Source organism: Novosphingobium aureum (assembly GCF_015865035.1).
GTDB lineage: Bacteria > Pseudomonadota > Alphaproteobacteria > Sphingomonadales > Sphingomonadaceae > Novosphingobium > Novosphingobium aureum.
This window is the reverse complement of sequence record NZ_JADZGI010000001.1, coordinates 2,692,200-2,716,979: the sequence shown is the minus strand read 5'-3', so window position 1 is coordinate 2,716,979 and position 24,780 is coordinate 2,692,200. Positions and strand designations below refer to the sequence as shown.

The window sequence follows — 24,780 nt, the reverse complement described above, 5'->3', positions numbered from 1 at the left end:
GCTTGCAGGCATGCAAACGAGAAAGGGCCCCGCGTCTCACGATGCGGGGCCCTTTCTCGTTTTGACCTTTGGAAGGGAGGCCTAGTCGGCGGGGTTGTGCTTTTCGACGAAGCGTACGCTCTCACGCAGCATGTGCTTGCGGGTCTCTGCACTCGAAAGCCAGTGATCCTCGCCGTCCAGCACGACCATCTCATAGGGCTTGCCTGCATCCTTGAGCGCGTCGGCCATGGACTTGCTCTGCGACAGCGGCACCACGGTGTCGTCCTTGCCGTGGATCAGCAGTACCGGTGCGTCGGTCCGGTCTGCAAAACGGCGCGGAGAAATCTCGGCGTATTGCGATGGATCGCCCAGTTCCTCGCGCAGTGCGCGCACGGCCATGCGCGAGTCCCCGGATTCGCGAACGTCAGTGCTGTACATGCGCTTGACGTCTGCCACGCCTGCGACAGAGACCGCGCAGCGGTAGAGGCCCTGCTGCAAGGTCACGCCCGCGAGCGCTGCATAGCCTCCGTAGCTGGCACCCACGATGCAGGCGCGCTTGGGATCGACGATACCCTGGCGGGCGAGTTCGGCCAGCCCGTCCGAAATGTCGCTCTGCATCTTGCGGCCCCATTCGCCATAACCCGCTCTGCGGAAGGCGTCGTTACGGTTGGTCGAACCGCGGAAATTCGGCTGGAAGACCGCGTAACCGCGCGAGGCAAAGGCCTGCGCCCACCAGTCGAATTCGGGCTCGTCGTGCGAGGAGGGGCCGCCGTGCGGCAGCATGATCACCGGCAGGCCCTTTGCCTCCCGGCCGGGCGGCAGGGTGAGGATGCCGTCCATCTCGAGGCCGTCCTGCGCCTTGTAGTTGACCACCGAGATCGGCCCGACCTGTTCGGGGGGAATGGCCTCGCGCTCCGCCCCCAATGGATCGGCGCGCCGGTTTTTGACATCGACGATGTACCAGGTGCCGCTGTCGCCATTGCCGCTGGTGCGCACGAGCACCGTCGAGAAATCGGCGGTCCAGTCGATGAGCCGGGTCTGGCGACCCTTGAAGGCCCTGAAAATACGGGTCACCGCGCTGTGCTTTACCGGATCGTAGAGTTGGGTCTGCTCGTCGCTCTTGGTGCCGCGATATCCCAGTACCTGGCTCGAGTTGCGATCGACGTAGAGCCGCTCGATTCGCGTGTTGGCGAGGAATTCTTGAGTCTCTCCGCCGCCGAGGGGGACTTCGAACCAGCGCGTGTTGCCCTCTTCGTCGGCGATCGAATAGATCACGCTCTGGCCTTGCTGCCCGAAGGCGACGAGGCCGATGCCGCCGGTCGGCTGCTGTCCTTGCGCGAGCTTGTTGCCGTCCGGCCCCTTGATCCACCAGTCACCATTGGTGGTCGAGACGTCGAGCGTTACCGAGACGTTGCCTGCGGCGTCGATCAGCCAGTCGCTGTAGTGATCCTCGGTGGCGGGGCGCGCCGCGACCCTGGCGCGATTGGTGGCGAGGTCGACGGCATAGAGCGTGGTACGGCCATGCTTGAAGCGCACGCCGTTTCGGTCCTTTTGAAGCGCGATACCGCCGAAATAGCCGACCGAGCGCCCTTCCACCGTGCGAATGCCGTAATTGCCGCGCACGACGTCGGCGATGTCCCGTTGCTTGTCGAAGATCATGCCGCTCGCGCCGCCCGCGAGCGAGATCATGATCGTGCCCGACAATTCCAGGCGAGGGGTGGTGAAAAAGTGACCGAGCGTGACAGTTGCGGACTTGCTGACCAGGACCGTGTTGTCGTCGGCCCAGTTGATCGCGCGGACCTTGCTGTCGCCCGCGTTGCCCGCGACGAGCAATTCGCCGGCGGGATCGAGTACCAGAATCCTGCGCTCGCCCTTGGACTGCACGATGCTGGCAAGGTGCCTGCCGTCGGGCGAGACGGCTGCGTCCTCGATCTGGGGCAGGTCGCCATAGGCATCGAGCGGTGGCGGCGCCGCATGAGCTGCGCCCGCGATCGCGAGTGTAACGAATGCCAGGGCCGATACCATGGCCGCCGGTCTGCCGGTGATGTTCAAGTCAGAATCCCCCTGTGGACCGCGCCGGGCCGCCCACTCGGCCCCGCGACGCGCTCTCTTCGGCGGTTATGGACAGGGAAGGGTTAGCGGACAACTAATTGGCGACGATATCAGTTATTTAATCCGCTCGTGTCCGGTAATGGGGCGATCTGGCTGGGAAACGGGGATCTCGGCGTTTTCATGCGTCTGACGACAAAGGCGTTTCGGCTCGCGAAACCGGCACATGGGGCTGTTCGCCCGGATGGGCCGCACTGGCGCAATTGATCTGTGCATCGCCCGTTTTCTTTTTGCCCCGGGATCACTACATGGCACACCACCATGGCACGTCCGCAAAGATCCACATTCGACAAGCACAAGACCGTCGCGGAAAACCGCAAGGCTCGCTTCGATTATCACATCGACGAGACCTTCGAGGCGGGAATCGCACTGACCGGCACCGAAGTGAAGTCGCTGCGCTTCGGCGAGGGCTCGATCGTCGAATCCTACGCCGAGATCCGCAATGGCGAATGCTGGCTGGTCAATGCCAACGTTCCCGAGTTCAGCCACGGCAACCGCTTCAATCACGAGCCCAAGCGCCCGCGCAAGCTGCTGCTGCACGAGCGCGAGATCGACCGCCTGCAAGGGGCGGTCGAGCGCAAGGGCATGACGCTCGTCCCGCTCTCGGTCTATTTCAACGGCCGGGGGCGCGCGAAGGTCGAGCTTGCGCTGGCCAAGGGCAAGAACGCGGCCGACAAGCGCAATACGATCAAGGAACGCGACTGGAAGCGCGAACAGGGCAGGATCCTGCGGGAACACGGATGAGCACTTTGGCGGCGCGATTATCGGCATGGCTGCACGCGCAGATGCCGACGCATGAGCAGATGGAGGCCAATCGCCTCACCGCTCCTTTCGCGCGCCGCCGCGAGCTGTTCCGCTTTACCCGTCGCTCGGTACCGCGCGGGGTGGCCGTTGGTCTGTTTATCGGCATCTTCGCGCTGATCCCGGGAGTGCAGATCGTGGGTGCGGCGCTTCTCAGCGTGCCTTTCCGGGGGAACATCCCGATCGCTGCGGCAATGACCTTCCTGAGCAATCCGCTGACCACGCTGCTCATCATCCTCCCGCTGGCCGTGACCATCGGCAACCTTTTCGGTTTCCACGCCGACATCGCCACCGTCACCGCACTGGTCGAGCATGGCGCGCCCTTGCGCGAATGGGCGCGGTGGATCGTCGACGATACGGCGCCTGCGATCGTCATTGGTCTTTTCGTTCAGGCTCTTCTGGCGGCTTTCGCAGGCTATTTCCTCTCGAGCTGGGGCTGGAGATTGTGGGTCGCACGCAAGCATCGGTCGCGAAGTTCACGCGCGGCTCCGGCCATCACCGGCGTGTCGCGCGGCGTCTTGCAGGCTGGCAACGACAACGAGGACGACGGTTTCGACGACAACGGCGGTCGCAATCGCGGAGGCGTGCGGCGATGAGCTTGGGAGCATTGCTGCGCAGGCTGGGCACAATGATGCATCGCCGCCTGCCGCGCCGAGAGGAACTTGCCGAGAACAAATGGCTCGCCCCCGTGGCTGGTCGAGCGCTGAGCCCGGAGCTGTGGCGCTTCACCCGTCGTTCGGTACCGCGCGGCGTCGCGCTGGGATTGTTCGCGGCATTCATTATCCCGATCGGGCAGATATTCCTTGCCTGCTTCCTCGCCTTTCCGGCGCGGGCCAATGTCGCGGTGGCAGCGCTCGTCACTTTCGTCACCAATCCCTTCACCTTGCCGTTCTGGATCGTCGTTGCCAATCGCATCGGTCAGTTCTTCATCGGCACGCGCGCCGAGGATGTGGTCGCCCATTCTGCGGCTGGTTCGGGGGCATGGGCGCACGACGTTGACTGGATGGCGCATTCGGCAGGTCAGGCGGTGATCGGTTTCATCGTCCTCGCCATCGTCAGCTCCAGCTTCGGCTACGTGATTGCAGGATGGACCTGGCGCTACTGGATCGGGCACAAGCACCGCGAGCGGCGCCAGCGTCCGGCAAAACGTGACGGGGCGCGTGCCAGTGGTGCAAAAGCGCCCGGCGAGGACGGGGGAATCTCTTGAACGAGGCGAGCAAAAAGCTGGCCGACAAGGCGGGGCTTGCTGGCATCGCCGAGCGGTTGTCAGACATTCCCGTGATCATTGCCGCGCTTGCGCTCAGCGTTGGCGTGGTCTGGCTGGTGAGCTCCGATGCGCTGCTCACCGGTGTGTTTCTTGCCGCCATGATCGTCTTCGCGGCGCTGGCCTGGTCGGTGTCGCGCCGACAGGCTGCGGAAGCCGCCCCCGAATTCGCCCATCCGGATTGGTCGGTCACGGTTGCCGCGCTCGAACATGTCGATCACGCAGTCGCGGTGACCGACCGTGCCGGGCGGCTGACATGTGCGAATTCGGGCTACGAGAACGCTTTCGACGGGCTTGGCGCACCGGCAGCGCTGACATTGGACGAAGGGTCGCAGGAGAGCCTTTCCAGCGCCGCCAGAGCCGCGCTGCGCGACGGGCAGGCCCAGTGCGAAATCGTACACCGGTCCGCCGAGAACCCGGCCTTGCCAGTGCGCTGGGGGGTCAACGTGCGCCGTGCCGGTCGCGGCGACGATTTCCTCGTCTGGACTTTCTCACGCGAGGGCCGCCGTGAGGTGGTGACCGATCTGGCGGAGCAGTTGCGCGGCCGTCTTGGAAAAGGTCTGGGCCGTGCCGGGATCAGTGCCGCTCTGGTCGCCCCGGACGGGATGATGATCGCCGCCAGTCCCAGCTTTGCCGAACGCGCCACCGGAGATGCCGGAGCCGACCTCGCGGGCACCCCCTTCGTTGCTCTGCTGACCCAGGACGAGGACGAATGCATCGGCTGGTCGCGCGAGGGCGGGCAGGGCGCTCCGCTGGTGCTCTACCACGTGCCAGCGGCCGATCCCGATCTTGCCGAGGATCCCGATCCGGAAACCACGCCTTCGCTCCTGCTGGCGGTCGAGGCCGCGCAGGGGCTTGGCGGCAATGCCGGGGGAAGCGGTGCGGCGCCGCACCTCGAGGCGCTGCTCAGCCAGTTGCCGTTGGGGCTGGGTATGGCGGATCGTGACGGGCGCCTGCTTTTCGCCAACCCCGCCTTCATGCGCGCCGCCGGGCGCGAGGGGCAGTTGCCGCCGACCTATCCCACCGATCTCGTCGTGCGCGAAGACAAGCGGGCGCTGTCCGAAGCGATACGACGCTTCGCGCAGGGACCCGCGACTGCCGGCGACATCGCGATCCGCCTCGCCAGCCAGCCGGACGAGCCGGTCTCGCTCAGCCTCGCAGGGGTGCGCGGTCTCGGCGAGGCGGCGGTGCTGCTCGGCCTGACCGATACCTCGGAGGAAACGCGCCTCAAGCGTCAGGTCGCGCAGGCTACGAAGATGCAGGCGGTGGGCCAGCTCGCGGGCGGTGTAGCTCACGATTTCAACAATGTGCTTACCGCAATCCTGGGCACCTGCGATCTCATGCTGATGCGCCACACCCCGGGCGATTCAGACTACGACGACATCCAGCAGATCCGCGCCAATTCCAACCGCGCCGCATCGCTTACGCGCCAGCTCCTCGCCTTCTCGCGCCAGCAGACGCTGCGCCCGGAAGTGCTGCAGCTGCCCGACGTGGTGGCCGACGTCTCGCAGATGCTGCGCCGCCTGATCGGTGAGAAGATCCAGCTCGTCGTCACCCACGATCGCGATCTGGGGCCCGTTCGCGCCGACCCCACCCAGCTCGAGCAGGTCATCGTCAACCTCGCGGTCAATGCGCGCGATGCCATGCAGATGCAGGGGGGCAGCCGCGCGGGCGACGGATCGGGCACGCTCACGCTCTCGACCCGTCGCGTCACCACCACCGACGTGCAGGCGCTGCGCAGCGAGATCATCCCGGCGGGCGAATATACCGCGCTCATCGTCGAGGATACCGGGGCAGGGATCCCGCCCGAGGTGCTCGGCAAGATCTTCGAGCCCTTCTTCACCACCAAGGAGCAGGGCAAGGGTACCGGTCTTGGTCTCTCGACGGTCTACGGCATCGTCAAGCAGTCGGGCGGCTTCATCTTCGCCGAGAGCGAAGTGGGCAAGGGCACGCGGTTCATCGTCTACCTGCCGGTGCACCACATCGTTCCGGGTAGCGCCGAAGACAAGGGTGGCAAGGCCCCCGCACCCGAGGTCGCGCCGAGCCAGTGGGCGGGCGGCGGGGCGATCCTGCTGGTCGAGGACGAGGACACCGTGCGGATCGTCGCCGAGCGCGCGCTGACCCGGCAGGGCTATGCCGTGACCTGCGCGCGCGACGGCGAGGAGGGGCTCGAGATCGTGCGCGAGGGCGGGACTTTCGATCTCGTCGTTTCCGACGTCGTCATGCCCACGCTCGATGGTCCCGCGATGGCGCGCGAGATCCGCAAGCTCGCACCCGGGCTGCCGGTGCTGTTCATGTCGGGCTATGCCGAGGAGCAGCTGCGCAAGGAAATCGGGCTGTCGAACGCGTTCTTCATGCCAAAGCCGTTCTCGGTGCAGCAGCTCTCCGAAAAAGTCGGGGATGTTCTGGCACGGGCGGCACGGCGTTAAAAAACGGAAATCTGCCGTTGTTCTTCTCTTGTTCACGGAGAACAAATGCGATACATAACTCCCCGCAACGTTGACCTTTGCGGTCAGCTCAGTAGCAAAGGGGAAGTTTCATGGCTGCTCAGCTCAAGCTGATCCAGGAAGGCAAGGATAAGGATTCGATGGACCGTCAGAAGGCGCTCGAGGCCGCGCTCGCCCAGATCGACCGCGCGTTCGGCAAGGGCTCGGCGATGAAGCTCGGCTCGAAGGAGGCGATGCAGGTCGAGGCGATCTCCACCGGCTCGCTCGGGCTCGACATCGCACTGGGCGTGGGCGGCTTGCCCAAGGGCCGCGTGATCGAGGTTTACGGGCCGGAAAGCTCGGGCAAGACCACGCTGGCCCTGCATTGCATTGCCGAAGCGCAGAAGGCGGGCGGCACCGCGGCCTTCATCGACGCCGAACACGCGCTCGACCCGGTCTATGCCAAGAAGCTGGGCGTCGATATCGACGAACTGATCGTCTCGCAGCCCGACACCGGTGAACAGGCGCTCGAGATCACCGACACGCTGGTGCGCTCGAATGCAATTGACGTGCTGGTGGTCGACTCGGTCGCCGCGCTCGTACCGCGTGCGGAGATCGAGGGCGAGATGGGCGACAGCCACGTCGGTCTGCAGGCCCGTCTGATGAGCCAGTCGCTGCGCAAGCTGACCGGCTCGATCAACCGTTCGAAGTGCATGGTGATTTTCATCAACCAGCTGCGCATGAAGATCGGCGTCATGTACGGTAACCCCGAGACGACCACGGGCGGCAACGCGCTCAAGTTCTACGCCTCGGTTCGCCTCGACATCCGCCGCACCGGCCAGATCAAGGACCGCGACGACATCATCGGCAACTCGACCCGCGTAAAGGTGGTCAAGAACAAGGTGGCACCGCCGTTCAAGCAGGTCGAGTTCGACATCATGTACGGTGAGGGCATCTCCAAGATCGGCGAGATTCTCGACCTCGGCGTCAAGGCCGGGATCGTCGAGAAGTCGGGTTCGTGGTTCAGCTACGATTCGATCCGCATCGGGCAGGGCCGCGAGAACGCCAAGAACTACCTTCGCGAGAACCCGGAAGTGCGCGACCGCCTCGAAAAGGCGATCCGCGCGCATACCGCGGGCCTCTCCGAGGAAATGATGGTCGGTCCCTCGGCGGAAGACGACGAATAAGACTATTGGCGGGGAGGGCGGTCGGCAAAGTCCGTTTTCCTCGCATCCTCCCGCTTCGTCTTCCTCGCGAAGGCGAGAACCAGCAAGGGGCGGGCAAAGCTAGCGGTTCGCCCGGAGCCTTGTGCCTGACCCGAGGCAATGGCCGATGGGCAGGCGAAGCAAAGCAATAAGGGGCTGCGGCATCACTGTCGCAGCCCCTTATTGCTTTGGGCCTCGGCCCTGAAGCTTGGCTGGCGCTGGCTCAGCCGGACTTGTCGATCATGTCCATGAAGTTGCGCGCGGCCTCGCGTTCGGCCTCGTCCTCGAAGGCGACATCAAGGTCGGGCGCTTCGCCGAGCATGAACATCAGGGCCCATAGCGCGAAGCGGCGGCCCGGATCGGTCTCCAGGCCGAATTCGACCTTCATCTTCTCGATGCCGGCATCGAGCGCGGCGGGCGAGAGGCTGGCAAGATCATCTGTCGCGAAATAGCGGCGGATCTGGTCGTTGAAGTCCATCGTCTTGTCTCCCTTGCCGCTCAGTCGGCTTGCGTCAGGACGCGGGCGAAGGCCTGCGCGTCGGTATTGCCGCCAGAGAGCACAACGGCGGCGCGCTCGGTCAGTTCGACCTTGCCCGCGAGCACCGCCGCAAGCGCAGCCGCGCCGCCCGGCTCGATGACGAGGCGCAGCTTCTCGAAGGCAAGCCGTTGCGCCGCGCGCACTTCGGCAGGCGTGGCGACGAGCCCGAAGGCACAGCGCGCCTTGAGAACCTCGAAATTGACCGGGTAGGTCGCCGGGGTCTGCAGGGCATCGCAGGCAGTCGCGGGAGCTCCCGGGCCAACGGCGACGATTTCGCCTGCCGCGAGACTGCGGCAGACATCGTCCCAGCCTTCGGGTTCTACCGGGATGATCTGCGCCTCGGGGCAGGCGAGCGCGAGGCCTGCGGCCAGCCCGCCACCACCGCATGGGGTGACGATCTGGACTGGCGCGCCGAGGCCCAGCGCCTCCATCTGCGCCGCGATCTCGATGCCGACGCTGCCCTGACCCTCGATCACCCAGGGATCGCCGAAGGCGTGGACCAGCGTCGCCCCGCGCGCCGCGCATTCGCGCCTAGCCACTTCGTCGCGGTCGACCCCGCCCGGTCGGTCGTAGAGCACGACTTCGGCACCGAGCGCACGTGTGTTGGCAAGTTTCACCGCAGGTGCATCGCAGGGCATGACGATCGTCGCGGTGATCGCGAGACGGCGCGCGGCCCATGCCACGCCCTGGGCATGATTGCCGCTCGACACGCCGACCACGCCGCCCGCGCGCTCTTGATCGGTCAAAGCGGTAAGGCGGTGCCATGCGCCACGGATTTTGAACGCGCCCACCGGCTGGAGGCTCTCGGCCTTGCACCAGATGGTACGCCCTTCGACCTCTAGCGGGAGCAGCGGCGTCATCGGCAGGATCTGCGCGATCTTGCGTGCAGCGAGAGCCACGCCCTCGGCGCCCGGCTTGCGAATTGGGGAATCGGTCATGCGCGCAGGCATAGCCTCAGCGCGAGAGGCGCACCATCTGGTAATAGCCGAGCGGGCCGCGCACGACCTCGCAGGCAAGTCCGTGATTGCGCGCGATTTCAGCGGCAAGGGCGGGCAGGTCGAGCCGGGGCGCGACGTGAAAGCGAGCCAGCCAGCGGTAGAGCAGGGCGCGCAAGGGGGCGGGCAGTCCGTCGCAAGGGCCGAAATCGACGACCTGCAGGCTGCCACCCGGCACCAGCGAGGCCGCAGCCCGGCGCACGGCGCGCTGCCAGTCGGGGATCATCGAGACGGCATAGGACAGGACAATGCGGTCAAAGCCGATCCGCTCGAACAGCGCCTGCGCATCGAAGGCTGTCGCATCGCCCAGCGCCAGCCGCCCTTTGCCACCCAGTCGCCCTCGCGCGCTCTTGAGCATCTCGGCCGAGATGTCGAGCCCGTACAACCTTGCACCGGGCCAGGCTTTGGCGATCAGTTCGAGATTGCGCCCAGTCCCGCAGCCCAGTTCGAGCACGGCCATGCCCGCCCGGGCGTCGAGCTCGCCGATCAGCCGGTCGCGGCCGAACAGGTAGTACTTGCGCGTGACGTCATAGATCGGGCGCTGCCAGCGATAGACTTTGTCCATCAGGCTGGCGTGGTCGCCGGGTTGCGGGTGGCTGGCCATGCCGGTCTCAGTCCTTGAGTACGTAGAGATGGACGCCGCCGTAGATCGAGCTGCGATCGTCGCGCGTGGCGCGGCGCGATTCCGACTCGCGATAGTCCCACTGCGCAAGGAGCCCCTCGGGAACCCGGCCCGGCAGCAGGTCAGGTTCGGCGGCAGTGCGGAACAGGACGCGCGAGCCGGGGCGCGCGGTGCGGGTGATCTGGGTCCACAGATCGGTCAGCTGCTCGTCGCTCATCCAGTCCTGCGCGTCGAGCAGGATATACCGGTCGAAGGATGCGCTCGCACTCTGGCGCAGTACTTCGGTGAAATTGCCATGGCGGATGTCCAGCCGGTCGAGCCGCTCGCGCACCACCGGCAGGTTGTCTTGCTGGAGGTACGGGGGCAGGGGAGCGCCGCTTTCGCGCCCATAGCCGCGCGAGAAGGCCTGCCAGGCAAAGTAGTTGTCGTTGACCGGAAAGTCGCAGGCGAGCTTTTCGAGACGGGCGCGCAACACGTCGGCCATCCGCCGCTCGCCCGCCAGTGCGTCGTATTGCGCAGGGGGAATGCCGAGGCCGAACAGTGAGGCGGGGTGGTCGGTCAGCCAGCGCACGAGGCGGCGCTCGAACACGGGCGCGAGGCGTTCTTCGAACACGCGGCGCTGGTCCTCCAGCGTCTCGGCACCCAGCAATTCGCGCAGATCGACCTTGTAGAGCCGGGCGACGACGTGCGCGGCGCCGATGAAGCTGCCGAGCAGGCCCTGCTTGTAAATGCCGCGGGTGAAGGCGCTGATACGCTGGCGCCCTACGAGATCGCGGCCTTCCCAGTAACGCCGGGTCGTCTCGTCGAGGTGCGGCGCGAGGCGTTCGCGGTATGTCGCAAGGTTGTCGGGATGATCGGCCTCGGCGATGAAGCGGCGCAGGTGCGCATAGTCGGTCAGATGGCGGATCGCGGCGAGCTTGAGCTTGCCGAGCGCGACGTGCGCGGTGTTGAGATCGACGCAGGTGATCGCGGCCGGATCGGCAGTGAGGTAGCTCAGTGCATTGCACGAGCCGCTGGCGATGGTCAGTATCCGGCTCTCAGGCGTGATCTGCAGCGCTGCCATGTCGGCCACGGGGTCTTCCCATATCTGCGCATAGACCAGTCCCTTGAAAGCGAGCGCGAACGCCTTGTCGAGCAGCCGCGCACTGCGGCCCGCAGTGTCGCGCACGACGGCGCCTTCGATCAGTCTTGCGCCGCTGTTCGGCTCTGCCTTGCTGGGGATCACGCCTCGGGTCCTTTGACGATGATTGTCGCGCCAGCGTCATTGCCCACTCGGCGTGACCGGGCGATGACGTCTCGATGGCGGTTTATGACAGCGCGATATCGGGTTATCGCCAGCGGGAAGGCGGTGCGGGAGTTGAGTTGTCACACAGGCACCTTATATGCGGCGCTTTCCCCAAGGCTCGGGCGAAGGAGATAGAGCGGTGAGCAAGGTTCTGGTGATCGGCGCAGGCGGCGTCGGCTCGGTCGCGGTCCACAAGATGGCCATGAATCCCGATATCTTCAGCGATATCCATCTCGCCAGCCGCACGGTGTCGAAGTGCGAGGCAATTGCCGAATCGGTCATGGACCGCACTGGCGTGAAGGTCGAAACCTATGCCATCGATGCCGACGACGTGGAGGCGACTTCCGCGCTGATCCGCCAGATCGGCCCCGAACTCGTCGTCAATCTCGCGCTGCCCTATCAGGATCTCGCGATCATGGACGCGTGCCTGGCGACCGGCGTCAACTACATGGACACTGCGAACTACGAGCCCAAGGACGTGGCCAAGTTCGAGTACCACTGGCAGTGGGCCTATCAAGACAAGTTCAAGGAAGCCGGCCTGACCGCGCTGCTCGGCTCGGGCTTCGACCCCGGCGTGACCAGTGTCTTCGCGATGTGGCTCAAGAAGCACAAGCTCAAGACCATCCGCCTGCTCGACATCCTCGACTGCAACGGCGGCGATCACGGCCAGGCCTTCGCGACCAACTTCAACCCGGAAATCAACATCCGCGAAGTGACCGCGCCCGCGCGTCACTGGGAGAACGGCCAGTTCGTCGAGACCCCGGCGATGGCCAACAAGCAGGCCTTCGACTTCGAGGCCGTCGGCCCCAAGAACATGTACATGATGTACCACGAGGAGCTGGAAAGCCTCGCCAAGTTCCTGCCCGAGATGGAACGCGGCCGCTTCTGGATGACCTTCGGTGACGAGTACATCAAGCACCTGACCGTGCTGCAGAACGTGGGCATGACCCGTATCGATCCGGTGATCTACAACGGGGTCGAGATCGTGCCGCTGCAGTTCCTCAAGGCCGTGCTGCCCGAGCCCAGCTCGCTCGGCTCGACCACCAAGGGCAAGACCAACATCGGCGATATCGCGACTGGCGAAGCACTCGATGGTTCGGGTGAGAAGACGTTCTACATCAAGAACATCTGCGACCACGAGGACGCCTTCGAGGAAACCGGCAACCAGGCCGTTTCCTACACCACCGGCGTTCCGGCGATGGTCGGTGCAGCCATGCTGCTGACCGGCAAGTGGGCCGGAGAAGGTGTGTTCAACATGGAGCAGTTCGACCCCGATCCGTTCCTCGCAATGCTCGGCGAGCAGGGCCTGCCCTGGAGCGTCGAGGAACTGGCCGAACCGCTGCCGTTCTGATGCGCAAGAGGGGGCATGCCCCCTCGAGGCCCTGCGCTCTTGAGTCCCTGCCTAGCGGGGGCTCATAGCGCTTTTCTCTAATGACAGACCATCGCCGCCCCTGCCTTCGCGAGGGCGGCGATATTTGCTAGGTGTTCACGATGGAAACCAGAGCCGGTGATCCGGGCGCCTTCGCCCACTTCGACCTGTCGCGCGTCGACAGCCCCGCCTTCGTGGTCGATGCGGCGAAGCTGCGCGAGAACCTCAAGATCCTGCAGGATGTGGGCGAGCGCTCTGGCGCAAAGGTACTGGGCGCGCTCAAGGCCTTCTCGATGTGGTCGACCGCGCCGATCATCGGTGAGTACCTCGACGGGGTATGCACTTCGGGACTGTGGGAAGCGCGCCTTGCCGGCGAGTTCTACGATGGCGAGATCGCGACCTACTGCGCCGCCTACAAGCCTGACGAGCTCGACGAGATCCTGCGTCTCTCGGACCACGTGATCTTCAATTCGCCTCAGCAGATCGAGCGCTGCTGGGCGATCATCGAGGCGGCCCGCGCGCGCGGCGAGGACTTCGACATCGGCCTGCGCATCAACCCGATGCATCCCGAGGGCGAGGTGCCCAAGTACGATCCCAGCGCACCGCACTCGCGCCTCGGCTTTCCGATCGACCAGCTTACCGAAGAGCACGTGGAGATGATCGACGGCATCCACTTCCACAATCTGTGTGAACAGGACTTCGGCCCGCTCGAGCGGACATGGGACAAGGTGTTCGACTATCTCGAGCCCTATTTCGGCCAGTTCTCGTGGATCAACCTGGGAGGCGGGCACCACGTGACGCGTGCCGACTACCAGCGCGACGAACTCGTGGAATTCCTCGCCGACGTGGCTGAGGATACCGGAGCGCAGGTCTACATCGAACCCGGCGAGGCGGTCGCACTCGATGCGGGCATTCTCGTGGGCACGGTGCTCGATATGGGCTGGAACGGCATGCCGGTCGCCATTGTCGACGTCTCGGCAACCTGCCACATGCCCGACGTGATCGAGGCGCCTTACCGGCCAGCGATGCTGGGCGAGATTCCGGCAGCCGACGATCGCATGATCGACGAGGGCGAGGGCGGTGCGGTGCGCCTTGGCGGGCCTTCGTGCCTCGCGGGCGACGTCATCGGCGACTATCGCTTCCTCGAGCCGCCGCAGCCCGGCACGCGTTTCGCGTTTCTCGATCAGGCGCACTACTCGATGGTCAAGACGACGACCTTCAACGGGGTGCCGCTCCCCTCGATCTGGCTGTGGGACTCGGAGAGCGACTCGCTCGAATGCATCCGCAGCTTCGGCTACGAGGATTTCCGGGGACGTTTGAGCTGAGGCGTGCGCGCCGATAACCGGCGTTCATCGCGGCCGCTACCCGGCCCATCCCATGGCAATCGTTTGGCGCGAAGCCATTTTCGCGCCTCGCAGTTACTACGGATGCGCCGCTTTGCTTGCGGGTTAGCGCAGGAATGCTATGTAGCAACCATCGCTTACGATTAAGTGATTGTAGTTAAAAGGAATTTTTAAAGCTGGTTGGTCTGGGCGCCGCTCGAAGGATCACTTTTGTGACCTTTTCGTGAAATCCAAGGTTTTTCCCTTGCGATTTGTCTGCGCAAACCTATATCCGCCCCTCGCTGCCCCATGGGGACTTCCGCACCGCAAGGCAGCTTTGGTCGCTAACATCTTCGCTGGGGGTCCCTTGAATTGCTCCAACATCTCGACGCACCGGCCGTAGCGCGCGAACTCGCGCCCGACGAACCCGTCATCCTGAACCGCCCGCATGCTGCGGCGCGCGCAGCCCAGTTCTTCGCCACGAAGTTCCCGGGCAAGTCGCTCTACGCGGTCAAGGCCAATCCCTCGCCGGATCTCGTGCAGATCCTGTGGGATAACGGGATCACGCATTACGACGTCGCGTCCATCACCGAAGTGCGCATGGTGCGTTCGGTGCTGCCCGAGGCGACCTTGTGCTTCATGCACCCGGTCAAGACCGCGAGCGCGATCCGCGAGGCCTATTTCAAGCACGGTGTGCGCACCTTCAGCCTGGATACCCAGGAAGAAGTCGAGAAGATCGTCGCGGCGACTACCGACGACGAAGGCAATCAGGCGCGTGACCTGCGCCTGTGCGTGCGCCTTCGCGTCTCGTCCGAATATTCGGAGCTGAGCCTTGCCAGCAAGTTCGGCATTGACCTTGCCGACGCCGGTGCTCTGCTGCAGTCGACCCGTCAGGTCGCCGACTGGCTGGGCGTGTGTTTCCACGTCGGCAGCCAGGCGATGACGCCCTTCGCTTACGTCCAGGCGCTCGACCGCGCGCGTGCAGCGATTGCCGATGCCGGTGTCGTCATCGACATGATCGACGTGGGCGGCGGGTTCCCCTCGTCGTACCCGGGCATGGAGCCGCCGCCGCTCGAGGACTACTTCGCGATCATCCATCGCCACTTCGAGTCGCTGCCGATCGCCTACAACGCCGAACTGTGGTGCGAGCCCGGCCGTGCGCTGTCGGCCGAGTACAACTCGCTGATCGTCAAGGTCGAGAAGCGTCGCGGTGACGAGCTCTACATCAACGACGGTGCCTACGGCGCGCTCTACGATGCGGCGCATGTCGCATGGCGCTTCCCGGTGCGTCACATCCCGCGCAATCCGTCCGACGAAAGCGCCGCGATCGACGTTGCCGAAATGGAGAGCTTCTCGTTCTACGGCCCGACCTGCGACGATGCGGACTTCATGGAAGGCCCGTTCATGCTGCCCGGCGAGATCAAGGCGGGTGACTGGATCGAAGTCGGCATGCTCGGTGCCTATGGCGCTGCGATGAAGACCGCCTTCAACGGCTTCGGCTCGGCTGAGGTCGTGATCGTCACTGACGAGCCGATGGCGAGCCTCTACACCGGCGAGCGTCAGGACCCGCGCAGCTCCGACAACGTCGTCTCGCTGCGCTGATCCGAGCCTGCACATCGTCACACCGGGCAAGGCCGGGGTGATGGTGTCGTGAAGGTTGGCCACAAACAAAAAGCCCCGCCGGAGCATATCCGGCGGGGCTTCTTGTTTTTGCTCGGGCCGCGTGTCAGTCGGCGCGGAACAGGTCCTTGTAGGCGTGCGGCTGGCTGCGCATGTACTGCGGCGCTGCCTTGACCTGTGCGCCGAGTGCGGCAGCGACGTGCCAGGGCCAGCGCGGATCGTAGAGGACCGTGCGCGCGACCCCGACCATGTCGGCATCGCCGGTCGCGACGATCGCCTCGGCCTGCTCGGCCTCGGTGATCAGGCCTACCGCGATCACCGGCACGTTCACCGCCTCCTTCACCGCGCGGGCGAGGGGGACCTGATAGTTGGGGCCTACCGGAATCTTCTGGTCGACGTGCAGGCCGCCCGAGGAGATGTGCATCGCCGAGACCCCGCGCTTTTCGAGTTCGCGGGAGAAAGCGATGGACTGCTCGATATCCCAGCCGCCTTCGACCCAGTCGGTGCCCGAGATGCGCATCGTCACGGGCTTCTCGGCCGGAAAGGCGGCACGCACCGCGTCGAAGACCTCGAGCGGGAAACGCATGCGGTTCTCGAGGCTGCCGCCGTACTGGTCGGTGCGCTGGTTCGAGAGCGGCGAGAGGAACTGGTGCAGCAGGTAGCCGTGGGCGCCGTGGATCTGCACCGCGTCGATACCCAGCCGCGCGGCACGGTGCGCAGCTTCACCGAAGGCATCGCGCAGTCGCGCAAGACCTGCGCTGTCGAGCGCGACAGGCGGTGTTTCGTGTGCCTCGAAAGGAATGTCCGAGGCAGAGACGGTCTGCCAGCCGTTGGGCTGGTCGGGCGTGATGTGCGCGCCGCCATCCCAGGGCTTCTCGGTGCTGGCCTTGCGCCCGGCATGACCGAGCTGGATCGCGATCGGCATGTCGGACCAGCGGCGCACCTGTTCGAGCACCTTGGCCATCGCCGCCTCGGTGGCATCGTCCCATAGGCCCACGTCGCCGTAAGAAATACGCCCCTCCGGGGTCACCGCTGTCGCCTCGATGGTCAGCACGCCGGCACCGGACTGGGCAAGCTGGCCAAGGTGCATCGCGTGCCAGTCGGTCATCTGGCCATCTTTCGCTGAATACATACACATCGGGGCGATGACGATGCGGTTGTCGAGGGTGAGGTCGCCGAGGGTGATCGGCTCGAACAGCTTGGCCATGGTTACTCGCTTGTCAGTGTTGCGGGGGGAGAGCGGACGGGAAACCCGCGCGCTGCAACGCAACATGCAAGTGGGGTCGGCCCGCCCACATGAAAAGACCCGGGATGTGGTTCCCGGGTCTCGTCATCGATAGAATTTCTTGGCGCTGGTGAAGGCTCAGGCGGCCTTGCGCATTTCCAGCCGTTCCCAGATCTCGACCAGCGCATTGGTGAGATCGGTCATCATGTCCTCGGTATGGGCAGGGCCCGGCGTGAAGCGCAGACGCTCCTTGCCGCGCGGGACCGTCGGGAAATTGATCGGCTGCACGTAGGCGCCATATTCGGCGAGCAGGATGTCGCTGATCTTCTTGGCCTTGACCGGATCGCCCACCATGAGCGGGACGATGTGGGTGGTCGAATCCATCACCGGCAGGCCGGCCTCGCGGAACTTGGCCTTCATCATCGCGGCCGAGCGCTGCTGAGCCTCGCGTTCCTCGCTCGAGCTCTTGAGGTGCTTGACCGATGCGAGCACGCCCGCGACCAGCACCGGCGAGAGCGAGGTGGTGAAGATGAAGCCCGGCGCATAGGAGCGGATGCAGTCGATGATCTTCTGGTCGGCCGCGATGTAGCCGCCCATCACGCCGAAGGCCTTGCCCAGCGTACCCTCGATGATGTCGATGCGGTGCGCGGCTTCGTCGCGGTCGGTGATGCCGCCGCCGCGCGGGCCGTACATGCCGACCGCATGGACCTCGTCGATGTAGGTCAGCGCGTTGTACTTGTCCGCGAGGTCGCAGATCTCGTGGACCGGCGCGACGTCTGCGTCCATTGAGTAGACCGACTCGAAGGCGATCAGCTTGGGCAGCGCGGGATCGGTCTCGGCCAGAAGCTCCTCGAGGTGCGCGAGGTCGTTGTGGCGGAAGATCTTCTTCTCGCAGCCCGAGTTGCGGATACCTGCGATCATCGAGGCGTGGTTGAGCTCGTCCGAGAAGATCACGCAGCCCGGCAGCAGCTTGGCCAGCGTCGAGAGCGTGGCGTCGTTCGAGACATAGCCCGAAGTGAACAGCAGCGCGCCTTCCTTGCCGTGAAGGTCGGCCAGCTCGCGTTCCAGCTCGATGTGGTAATGGGTGTTGCCGCCAATGTTGCGGGTGCCGCCCGAACCGGCGCCCACGTCGTGCAGCGCCTCTTCCATGGCCTCGATCACCTTGGGGTGCTGGCCCATGGCGAGATAGTCGTTCGAGCACCACACGGTGATCGGCTTGGGCCCGTTGTGCCCGGCAAAGCAGCGCGCGTTGGGGTAGGCGCCCTTGTTGCGCAGGATGTCGATGAAGACACGATAACGACCCTCGGAGTGGAGTCGTTCGATCGCCTGGTCGAAAATGTGCTCGTAGTTCACGAAAGCCTTGTCCTGCATTTCGCTGCGAGACCCCGGCCCATCCAGGTGCCGGGACTGTCTTCAGCGGCCTATCCTGTGCCACTAACGCCGTGGCATCGACCCTTATTGTCTGTGGCCGAACTCTACCGTGTTACGCGGCGCAATACATTATCCCTTGGTGCATGGCCAGTTGCTTGTCCCTTATACTGTTATCGCGATCTCCGCTTACGGCAAGGCAGGCAGTGTCCGAAATTATGCGATTGTTGCCAGCTGGCAACAATCGACGCGTGCCTGTCTCACTTTGTGGGTCGCTCTTGTTCTCGGGCAGGTCTCACAAGGCAGCCAAGCAAGGCATTGATCCGGGTCAATTCGCCGCAGTTCTCAGAACCGGGCGACACTATCGAGCCCATAGCCTGCAAGCGCCTTGCCATAGGCCTGCGTGAAATCCGCAGGTCCGGTGAACAGAGCCCGGTCGGGGGTGGTGCGCTCGAAACCCTGTCCCTCGACCAACCGCGCCACCTGCCGTGCAATCCCCTGCGCACCGTGGACGAACTGCACGCCGGGCCCGAAAGCCTTCGCCAGCTCGGTCTCGAGCAGCGGGAAGTGCGTGCAGGCCAGCACCACCGTGTCGATCTCGCTTCCACCGGGCATCGCGCGCAGCGCTTCGGCGGCTTCGGCGATCACCGCCGGATCGACAGTCTCTCCGCGCAGCTTGGCCTCCGCCGCGCCGACGAGACCGGGCGCGCCGTGGCGCAGCAGGCGCTTGCCCTGCGCGAACTCGTGCTCGAGCCGGTCGACGTAGCCCTGCCGGATCGTCGCCTGCGTGCCGAGCAGTCCGATCACGCCGCTGCGCGTCATCGCGGCGGCGGGCTTGATTGCCGGAACGGTGCCCACGATCGGGACTTCGAGCACTTCGCGCACCATGCCCAGCGCGATCGTCGAGGCGGTATTGCAGGCGATGCAGATGAGGCGCGGGCGAAAGCGCTCGGCCATGCGACCCAGCAGCCCCGCCACACGGGCCGCGATCTGGGCCTCGGTCTTGGTGCCATAGGGCAGCCCGGCAGTGTCCGCTGCATAGAGGATTGGTGCCTGCGGCAGCAACGCGCGCACTTCCTCGAGCACGGTCAGGCCGCCCACGCCCGAATCGAACACCAGGATCGGCGCGTTCGCCTCGACCGCGTCCGTCTGCGCAGGCTTGGCGGCCTGCCGTGGTATCGCGCTGATCGTCTCGGTCGCCATGTTCCTGCCCTGTATCCCGGTCCTGATGTGCCCTCTGGCCGGGAGCGATGCAACGCACAAGGAGACAAGTTGTCGCAGGTGAGGCGCAGGAAGGCTTCGCCAAAGCGCTGCGAGCGGCTAAAGCGCGGGCCATGGATTGGATTCTCGCTCTCGCGCTCGGCTACGTGCTGGGCTCCGTGCCCTTCGGCCTCATCCTGACCAAGCTGTTCGGGGCGGGCGACTTGCGCTCGATCGGATCGGGCAACATTGGTGCGACCAATGTCCTGCGCACCGGGCGCAAGGGGCTAGCCGCAGCAACGCTGCTCCTCGACCTGCTCAAGGGCCTCGCGGCCGTGCTCATCGCTGCAGCGCTCTGGCCAGAAGGCGCGATCTACGGCGCATTCGGCGCGTTCCTCGGCCATTGCTTCCCGATCTGGCTGAAATTTCGCGGTGGCAAGGGCGTGGCGACGACCGCGGGCATTGCCTTTGGCCTCGCCTGGCCGGTGGGCCTCGCCTACGCGGTGACCTGGATCGGCCTGCTCGCGCTGGTGCGCATCTCCTCGGTCGCTGGCATGTGCGCGGCGATCATCGCGCCCGTGATTGCCTTCATTCTGGGCGCAACGGCCGAGGGCCTCGTACTTGCCCTGATCGCGGTGATCGTGGTCTACTTGCACCGCGCCAACATCGCGCGGCTTCGCGCCGGGACGGAACCAAGGATCGGTTCGGGCAAGACGGACGCAGGGGACGAAGCAGCCGACGGAAAGGTGTGACAGCAGGGGCTGACGACGGGCAGGGGGCCGGTCGCTTCCCCGAATGACGGGGGCAAGTGGGGATGATGGCAGGCTGGGGGGCTTCGTCAGACAAGCTAGGGCCGGACAAGCTAGAGCCGGAAAAGCAAGAAGGCGCAGCGGCGTGAGCGGCATCGAGGCCGGTCTTGCCGAGAAGAAGCCTTCGCTCACGCACGAGGAAGCCTTTGCCCGCATCCGCCTGCTGCGCTCGCCCAACATCGGCCCGGTCAGCTACCGCCAGCTTCTCGCGCGGTTCGGCGATGCGGTAAGCGCGCTCGAGGCGCTGCCCGAACTTTCCGCGCGGGGCGGCAGGCGCTATGAGGCTGCGCCCGAGCAGCGCATCCGCGCCGAGGTCGAGCAGGTGCGCCGCAACGGCGCGCGCTACCTGTTCCACGATGCGCCCGAATATCCCGCGCTTCTCGCCATGGCCGAGGGAGCGCCTCCGATCCTTACCTATCGCGGTGACCTTGCACTCGCCGCGCGGCCCTGTCTTGCGGTGGTCGGCGCGCGCAATGCCTCGGCGGCGGCGGTCAAGATCGCGCGCGACTTCGCCCATGACCTTGCCGAAGCCGGGCTGACCATCGTCTCGGGGCTTGCACGCGGGATCGACGGCGCAGCGCATCGCGGTGCCCTCGCAGCCGGCGGGGCGACCGTGGGCGTGATCGCGAGCGGCATCGACATCGCCTATCCCCCCGAACACACCGAGCTGCACGAGGAGATCGCGCAAGGCGGGCTGCTGCTGGCGGAGCAACCGCCCGGCACCGAGCCGCTCGCGCGCCATTTCCCCGCGCGCAACCGCATCATTGCAGGGCTTTGCGCGGGCACGCTGGTGGTCGAGGCCGCGCCGCGCTCGGGTTCGCTCATCACCGCGCGGCTGGCGGGCGAGATGGGGCGCGAGGTCATGGCCGTGCCCGGCTCCCCGCTCGATCCGCGCTCGCACGGCTGCAATGGCCTCATCCGCGACGGCGCGGTGCTGGTGCAGTCGGTCGAGGACGTGCGCGAACTGCTCTGCGCCTTCGACGGGACGCCGCGATCCCATGTCCGCGAGACGGGCGAGGGCTGGGGTGACGACCTTGACGCGAACGAGCGAGCTTGCCCGATGGACGAGCCCCCCGCCGCGATCGCCGACCTGCTCACCACCGCGCCGCTTGGCATCGACGAACTCATCCGCCAGACCGGCGCAAGTGCCGCCGCAGTGCAGCTGGCGCTGCTCGAACTGGAACTGGCCGGGCGGCTGGTGCGCCATGCGGGCGCGCGGGTCAGTCTATCGGGCTAGGACTGCGCGTGCCGAGGGGAACGCCCTTGCGTGTCGCTATGCCGTCGAGCCAGTTGCACATGAGTTCACGCCGCAGACCGATCTTTTCGGAATAGGGTACGAAGTCGGTCTGTCCGACCGCGATCCGCGCATTCGAGACGAATATCTCCGCCTGACGTGCGCAGAGCGGCGCGAGCGCGGAATTCGCCATGCAACGGCGCAGGAATTCCAGTGTGAATTGCCAATGATCGTTGCCTAGCCGAGCAGCGTAGGCATCGTTCCATTCATCTCCCAGAGACCAATGCTGCATATACCCAAGCGCGTATAGGATGAGCCGTTGGGGCGTCTTGGCCGGGATCAGTTCAACGGTGTCATAGCCGCAACCGGGTGCCCAGAAGTCTGCTCCCGTGTCGACCCTGTTATACATCCTGATCGGAGGCTGGCTACGGGCGATCCCGGTTTCGTCGAAAAGCAGCTTGGCGCTTTCACCACGCCCCCACTCATCGCTGTAGGCGAGCGAGACGAACGCTGCACCTCCTGCTGCCCAGATCACCGGTCCCAGCACGATTACCCCGAGCGCCCCCACGATCCAGCGCGCGAACCGCCGCGCGATCTTGCCTGCTGCCAACCCCGTCTCCATCTGTGCCATCGCCGCGTCATCGTTTGGTGCTTGACGAAGCGGCCCAGTGATTCCCACCCTATGCGTACACACATACGCGTGTATGTGCATGCGCACGCACGCGAGGGGTTATAGAAAGTCTGAAATGCAGCTTGTTATCGTCGAGTCACCCGCCAAGGCCAAGACCATCGAGAAGTATCTCGGCAAGGACTACAAGGTGCTCGCCAGCTACGGCCACGTTCGCGACCTGCCGCCCAAGGACGGCTCGGTGCGCCCGGACGAGGGCTTCGAGATGGACTGGGAGCTTTACGGCGACAAGCAGAAGCAGGTCCGCGCGATCACCGATTACGCCAAGGAAGCCGACCGCCTGATCCTCGCGACTGACCCTGATCGCGAGGGTGAGGCGATTTCCTGGCACGTTCTCGAACTGCTCAAGAAGCGCCGCGCGCTGCCCAAGGAGGTCGAGCGCGTCACTTTCAACGCAATCACCAAGGCCACCGTCACCAAGGCGATGCAGGAGCCGCGCGAGCTCGATCAGGACCTGATCGACGCCTACCTTGCGCGCCGCGCGCTCGACTATCTGTTCGGCTTCACGCTCTCGCCGGTGCTCTGGCGCAAGCTGCCCGGCGCCAAGTCGGCGGGCCGCGTGCAGTCAGTGGCGCTGCGCATCATCGTCGATCGCGAGCGCGAGATCGAGGCATTCAAGCCGCAGGAATACTGGTCGGTCGCAGCGCTCATGGCGCACGACGGCACCGACTTTACCGCCAAGCTGGTGCAGTTCGAGGGCGAGAAGGTCGATCGCCTCTCGCTCGGCGACGAGGGTATCGCGATGCGCGCCAAGGCGGCGGTCGAGAACGGCGCCTTCAAGGTCGAGGGTGTCGAGACCAAGCCGCACCGCCGCAACCCGCAGCCGCCGTTCACGACCTCGACGCTGCAGCAGGAGGCCGCGCGCAAGCTCGGCTTCTCGGCCAGCCAGACCATGCGCGTGGCGCAAGGGCTCTACGAGCAGGGCGCGATCACCTACATGCGTACCGACGGCGTACAGATGGACCCCGGTGCGATCCAGGACTGCCGCAAGGCCGTGGCCGAGCGCTACGACGCGCACTTCCTGCCCGACAAGCCGCGTCACTACGAGACCAAGGCGAAGAACGCGCAGGAGGCCCACGAGGCGATCCGCCCGACCGACTTCACCAAGGACAAGCTGGGCTCGGGCGATGCCGCGCGGCTCTACGACCTCATCTTCAAGCGCGCGATGGCGAGCCAGATGGCTTCGGCGCAGATGGAACGCACCACCGTCACCCTGCGCGACGGCACGGGCCGCAACGAGCTGCGCGCCTCGGGCCAGGTGGTGAAGTTCCCGGGCTTTCTCGCGGTCTACGAGGAAGGCCAGGACAACAAGTCGGACGACGACGACAGCGGCCTGCTGCCCTTCATGAAGTCGGGCGACATGCCCGCCAAGAAGGACGTCACGGCCGAGCAGCACTTCACCCAGCCGCCGCCGCGCTTCTCCGAAGCCAGCCTCGTCAAGCGGCTGGAGGAGCTGGGCATCGGCCGTCCTTCGACTTACGCCGCGACGATCCAGGTGCTCAAGGACCGCAACTACGTGCGGACCGAGAAGAACCGCTTCTTTGCGGAGGAATCGGGTCGTCTGCTGACCTCGTTCCTCGAACGCTTCTTCCAGCGCTACGTTGCCTACGACTTCACCGCGGGGATGGAGGACGAGCTCGACGACGTCTCGGGCGGTCGTCAGGCCTGGAAGGAACTGCTCGAGGCGTTCTGGCGCGACTTCAAGCCCAAGTCCGACGAGATCATGGAGCTGAAGCCCTCCGAAGTGACGGCCGAGCTCGACACGTTCCTCTCGGACTACCTGTTCCCGCCCAAGGAGGACGGTACGGACCCGCGCCTTTGCCCCAAGTGCGGCGAGGGCCAGCTTTCGCTGCGCGGCGGGCGCTACGGCGCGTTCATCGCCTGCTCGAACTATCCCGAATGCAAGTTCACCCGCAAATTCGCACAGGCCGGCGCCAGCGGCGAGCAGGCCGACGATCAGGAACTGGGCAAGCACCCCGAGACCGGCGAGGAGATCACCCGCAGGGTCGGTCGCTTCGGCCCCTACATCCAGCTGGGTGAGGGCAAGGAGGCCAAGCGCGCCTCGATCCCCAAGGACATCGACGAGCTCGATCTCGACTGGGCGGTCAAGCTGCTGAGCCTACCCCGCACGGTCGGCACGCACCCCGAGACGGGCGAGGAAATCGTCGCGAATATCGGGCGTTACGGGCCATACCTCCTGCACAATGGCAAGTATGGGAAGCTGAAGACGACCGCGGACGTGTTCGAGACGGGCATGAACGCGGCGGTCTCGATCCTCGCCGAGGCTGCGGCGGGCAGGGGCGGTGGTCGCACCAAGGCAGAGCCGATCAAGGTGCTGGGCAATCACCCCGTCAGCGGCGGGGAGATGAAGGTCATGTCGGGCCGCTACGGGCCTTACGTGACCGATGGAACCTACAACGCCACGCTTCCGCGCGATGCCAAGCCCGAGGACCTGACCGAAGCCGAGGCCATCGCGCTGATCGATGCCAAGGCCGCCAAGGGGCCGCCCAAGGGCAAGAAGAAGGCGCCCGCGAAGAAGAAGGCACCTGCCAAGAAGGCTGCCGCCAAGAAGTCGGAAGACGGCGAGGCCAAGGCTGGCGCCAAGAAGGCTCCGGCGAAGAAGGCCGCGGCTAAGAAGACCTCCGCAAAGAAGGCTCCGGCCAAGAAGGCAGCCGATGCCCACGCCGATCAGGGCGACGACGTGCCCTGGGACGCCTGATC

The 24,780-nt window shown here is 65.4% G+C and carries 20 protein-coding genes; 11 read left to right on the top strand and 9 right to left on the bottom strand.

The window, feature by feature from the left end; genetic code table 11:
• Positions 1 to 81: 81 nt before the first annotated feature.
• Positions 82 to 2,031, bottom strand: a complete 1,950-nt coding sequence (locus I5E68_RS12645; RefSeq protein ID WP_228726968.1) for an alpha/beta hydrolase family protein — start codon at positions 2,029 to 2,031, stop codon at positions 82 to 84.
• 318 nt (positions 2,032 to 2,349) lie between these two features.
• Here I5E68_RS12645 and smpB point away from each other — a divergent pair, with 318 nt between their 5' ends.
• From smpB to recA, 5 genes are all read left to right on the top strand, one after another.
• Entirely contained in the window at positions 2,350 to 2,832 is a 483-nt protein-coding gene (smpB, locus tag I5E68_RS12640) for an SsrA-binding protein SmpB (RefSeq protein ID WP_197164187.1), read from the top strand.
• Complete coding sequence (locus I5E68_RS12635; protein WP_197164185.1) at positions 2,829 to 3,485, top strand: DUF2062 domain-containing protein; 657 nt, start codon at positions 2,829 to 2,831, stop codon at positions 3,483 to 3,485. The genes smpB and I5E68_RS12635 overlap by 4 nt, the downstream gene beginning before the upstream one ends.
• Positions 3,482 to 4,096 carry a DUF2062 domain-containing protein gene (locus tag I5E68_RS12630; RefSeq protein ID WP_228726967.1) on the top strand — a complete coding sequence of 205 codons (615 nt, stop codon included), beginning with the start codon at positions 3,482 to 3,484 and terminating at the stop codon, positions 4,094 to 4,096. Before I5E68_RS12635 ends, I5E68_RS12630 begins: the two co-directional genes overlap by 4 nt.
• Entirely contained in the window at positions 4,093 to 6,582 is a 2,490-nt protein-coding gene (locus I5E68_RS12625; RefSeq protein WP_228726966.1) for a hybrid sensor histidine kinase/response regulator, read from the top strand. The genes I5E68_RS12630 and I5E68_RS12625 overlap by 4 nt, the downstream gene beginning before the upstream one ends.
• 110 nt (positions 6,583 to 6,692) lie before the next feature.
• Positions 6,693 to 7,766, top strand: coding sequence for a recombinase RecA (recA, locus tag I5E68_RS12620; RefSeq protein ID WP_197164184.1), 1,074 nt, complete (start codon positions 6,693 to 6,695; stop codon positions 7,764 to 7,766).
• A gap of 241 nt (positions 7,767 to 8,007) precedes the next feature.
• On the opposite strand, the gene I5E68_RS12615 is transcribed toward recA, so the two are convergent.
• The 4 genes from I5E68_RS12615 to I5E68_RS12600 are packed head-to-tail and all read right to left on the bottom strand — an operon-like array spanning position 8,008 to position 11,164.
• A complete protein-coding gene (locus I5E68_RS12615; RefSeq protein WP_197164183.1) occupies positions 8,008 to 8,262 on the bottom strand; it encodes a hypothetical protein in 255 nt (84 codons plus the stop codon).
• A gap of 20 nt (positions 8,263 to 8,282) precedes the next feature.
• Positions 8,283 to 9,260: a threonine ammonia-lyase gene (locus I5E68_RS12610; protein WP_197164182.1), complete on the bottom strand. Its 978-nt coding sequence runs from the start codon at positions 9,258 to 9,260 to the stop codon at positions 8,283 to 8,285.
• A gap of 16 nt (positions 9,261 to 9,276) precedes the next feature.
• Positions 9,277 to 9,921: a class I SAM-dependent methyltransferase gene (locus I5E68_RS12605; RefSeq protein WP_228726965.1), complete on the bottom strand. Its 645-nt coding sequence runs from the start codon at positions 9,919 to 9,921 to the stop codon at positions 9,277 to 9,279.
• A gap of 7 nt (positions 9,922 to 9,928) precedes the next feature.
• Positions 9,929 to 11,164 carry a BtaA family protein gene (locus tag I5E68_RS12600; RefSeq protein WP_323982161.1) on the bottom strand — a complete coding sequence of 412 codons (1,236 nt, stop codon included), beginning with the start codon at positions 11,162 to 11,164 and terminating at the stop codon, positions 9,929 to 9,931.
• A gap of 199 nt (positions 11,165 to 11,363) precedes the next feature.
• Here I5E68_RS12600 and I5E68_RS12595 point away from each other — a divergent pair, with 199 nt between their 5' ends.
• The 3 genes from I5E68_RS12595 (at position 11,364) to I5E68_RS12585 (ending at position 15,517) form a co-directional block, all read left to right on the top strand.
• Positions 11,364 to 12,575: a saccharopine dehydrogenase family protein gene (locus tag I5E68_RS12595; protein ID WP_197164181.1), complete on the top strand. Its 1,212-nt coding sequence runs from the start codon at positions 11,364 to 11,366 to the stop codon at positions 12,573 to 12,575.
• A gap of 140 nt (positions 12,576 to 12,715) precedes the next feature.
• Positions 12,716 to 13,918 carry a carboxynorspermidine decarboxylase gene (locus I5E68_RS12590; RefSeq protein ID WP_197164180.1) on the top strand — a complete coding sequence of 401 codons (1,203 nt, stop codon included), beginning with the start codon at positions 12,716 to 12,718 and terminating at the stop codon, positions 13,916 to 13,918.
• A gap of 369 nt (positions 13,919 to 14,287) precedes the next feature.
• Positions 14,288 to 15,517, top strand: a complete 1,230-nt coding sequence (locus tag I5E68_RS12585; RefSeq protein ID WP_197164178.1) for a type III PLP-dependent enzyme domain-containing protein — start codon at positions 14,288 to 14,290, stop codon at positions 15,515 to 15,517.
• Positions 15,518 to 15,641: 124 nt separating this feature from the next.
• Here I5E68_RS12585 and I5E68_RS12580 read toward each other — a convergent pair whose 3' ends face one another.
• From I5E68_RS12580 to murI, 3 genes are all read right to left on the bottom strand, one after another.
• Positions 15,642 to 16,742 carry an NADH:flavin oxidoreductase/NADH oxidase gene (locus I5E68_RS12580; protein ID WP_197164177.1) on the bottom strand — a complete coding sequence of 367 codons (1,101 nt, stop codon included), beginning with the start codon at positions 16,740 to 16,742 and terminating at the stop codon, positions 15,642 to 15,644.
• A gap of 156 nt (positions 16,743 to 16,898) precedes the next feature.
• A complete protein-coding gene (gene hemA / locus I5E68_RS12575; protein ID WP_197164176.1) occupies positions 16,899 to 18,113 on the bottom strand; it encodes a 5-aminolevulinate synthase in 1,215 nt (404 codons plus the stop codon).
• Between the two features lie 360 nt (positions 18,114 to 18,473).
• Positions 18,474 to 19,331, bottom strand: a complete 858-nt coding sequence (gene murI / locus I5E68_RS12570; protein WP_197164175.1) for a glutamate racemase — start codon at positions 19,329 to 19,331, stop codon at positions 18,474 to 18,476.
• A 131-nt stretch (positions 19,332 to 19,462) separates the two neighbouring features.
• On the opposite strand from murI, the gene plsY reads away from it, so the two are divergent.
• Together plsY and dprA are read left to right on the top strand one after the other, a co-directional pair.
• Positions 19,463 to 20,080 (top strand): glycerol-3-phosphate 1-O-acyltransferase PlsY, encoded by a 618-nt coding sequence (gene plsY, locus I5E68_RS12565; protein ID WP_197164174.1) that lies wholly within the window; start codon positions 19,463 to 19,465, stop codon positions 20,078 to 20,080.
• 142 nt (positions 20,081 to 20,222) lie between these two features.
• Positions 20,223 to 21,374, top strand: coding sequence for a DNA-processing protein DprA (gene dprA / locus I5E68_RS12560; RefSeq protein WP_323982160.1), 1,152 nt, complete (start codon positions 20,223 to 20,225; stop codon positions 21,372 to 21,374).
• Here the strand turns inward: dprA and I5E68_RS12555 are convergent.
• Positions 21,358 to 22,002, bottom strand: coding sequence for a hypothetical protein (locus tag I5E68_RS12555; protein ID WP_197164172.1), 645 nt, complete (start codon positions 22,000 to 22,002; stop codon positions 21,358 to 21,360). The genes dprA and I5E68_RS12555 overlap by 17 nt on opposite strands.
• A 115-nt stretch (positions 22,003 to 22,117) precedes the next feature.
• Between I5E68_RS12555 and topA the strand changes: the two genes are divergently transcribed.
• Entirely contained in the window at positions 22,118 to 24,778 is a 2,661-nt protein-coding gene (gene topA, locus I5E68_RS12550; protein ID WP_197164171.1) for a type I DNA topoisomerase, read from the top strand.
• Positions 24,779 to 24,780: the final 2 nt, after the last annotated feature.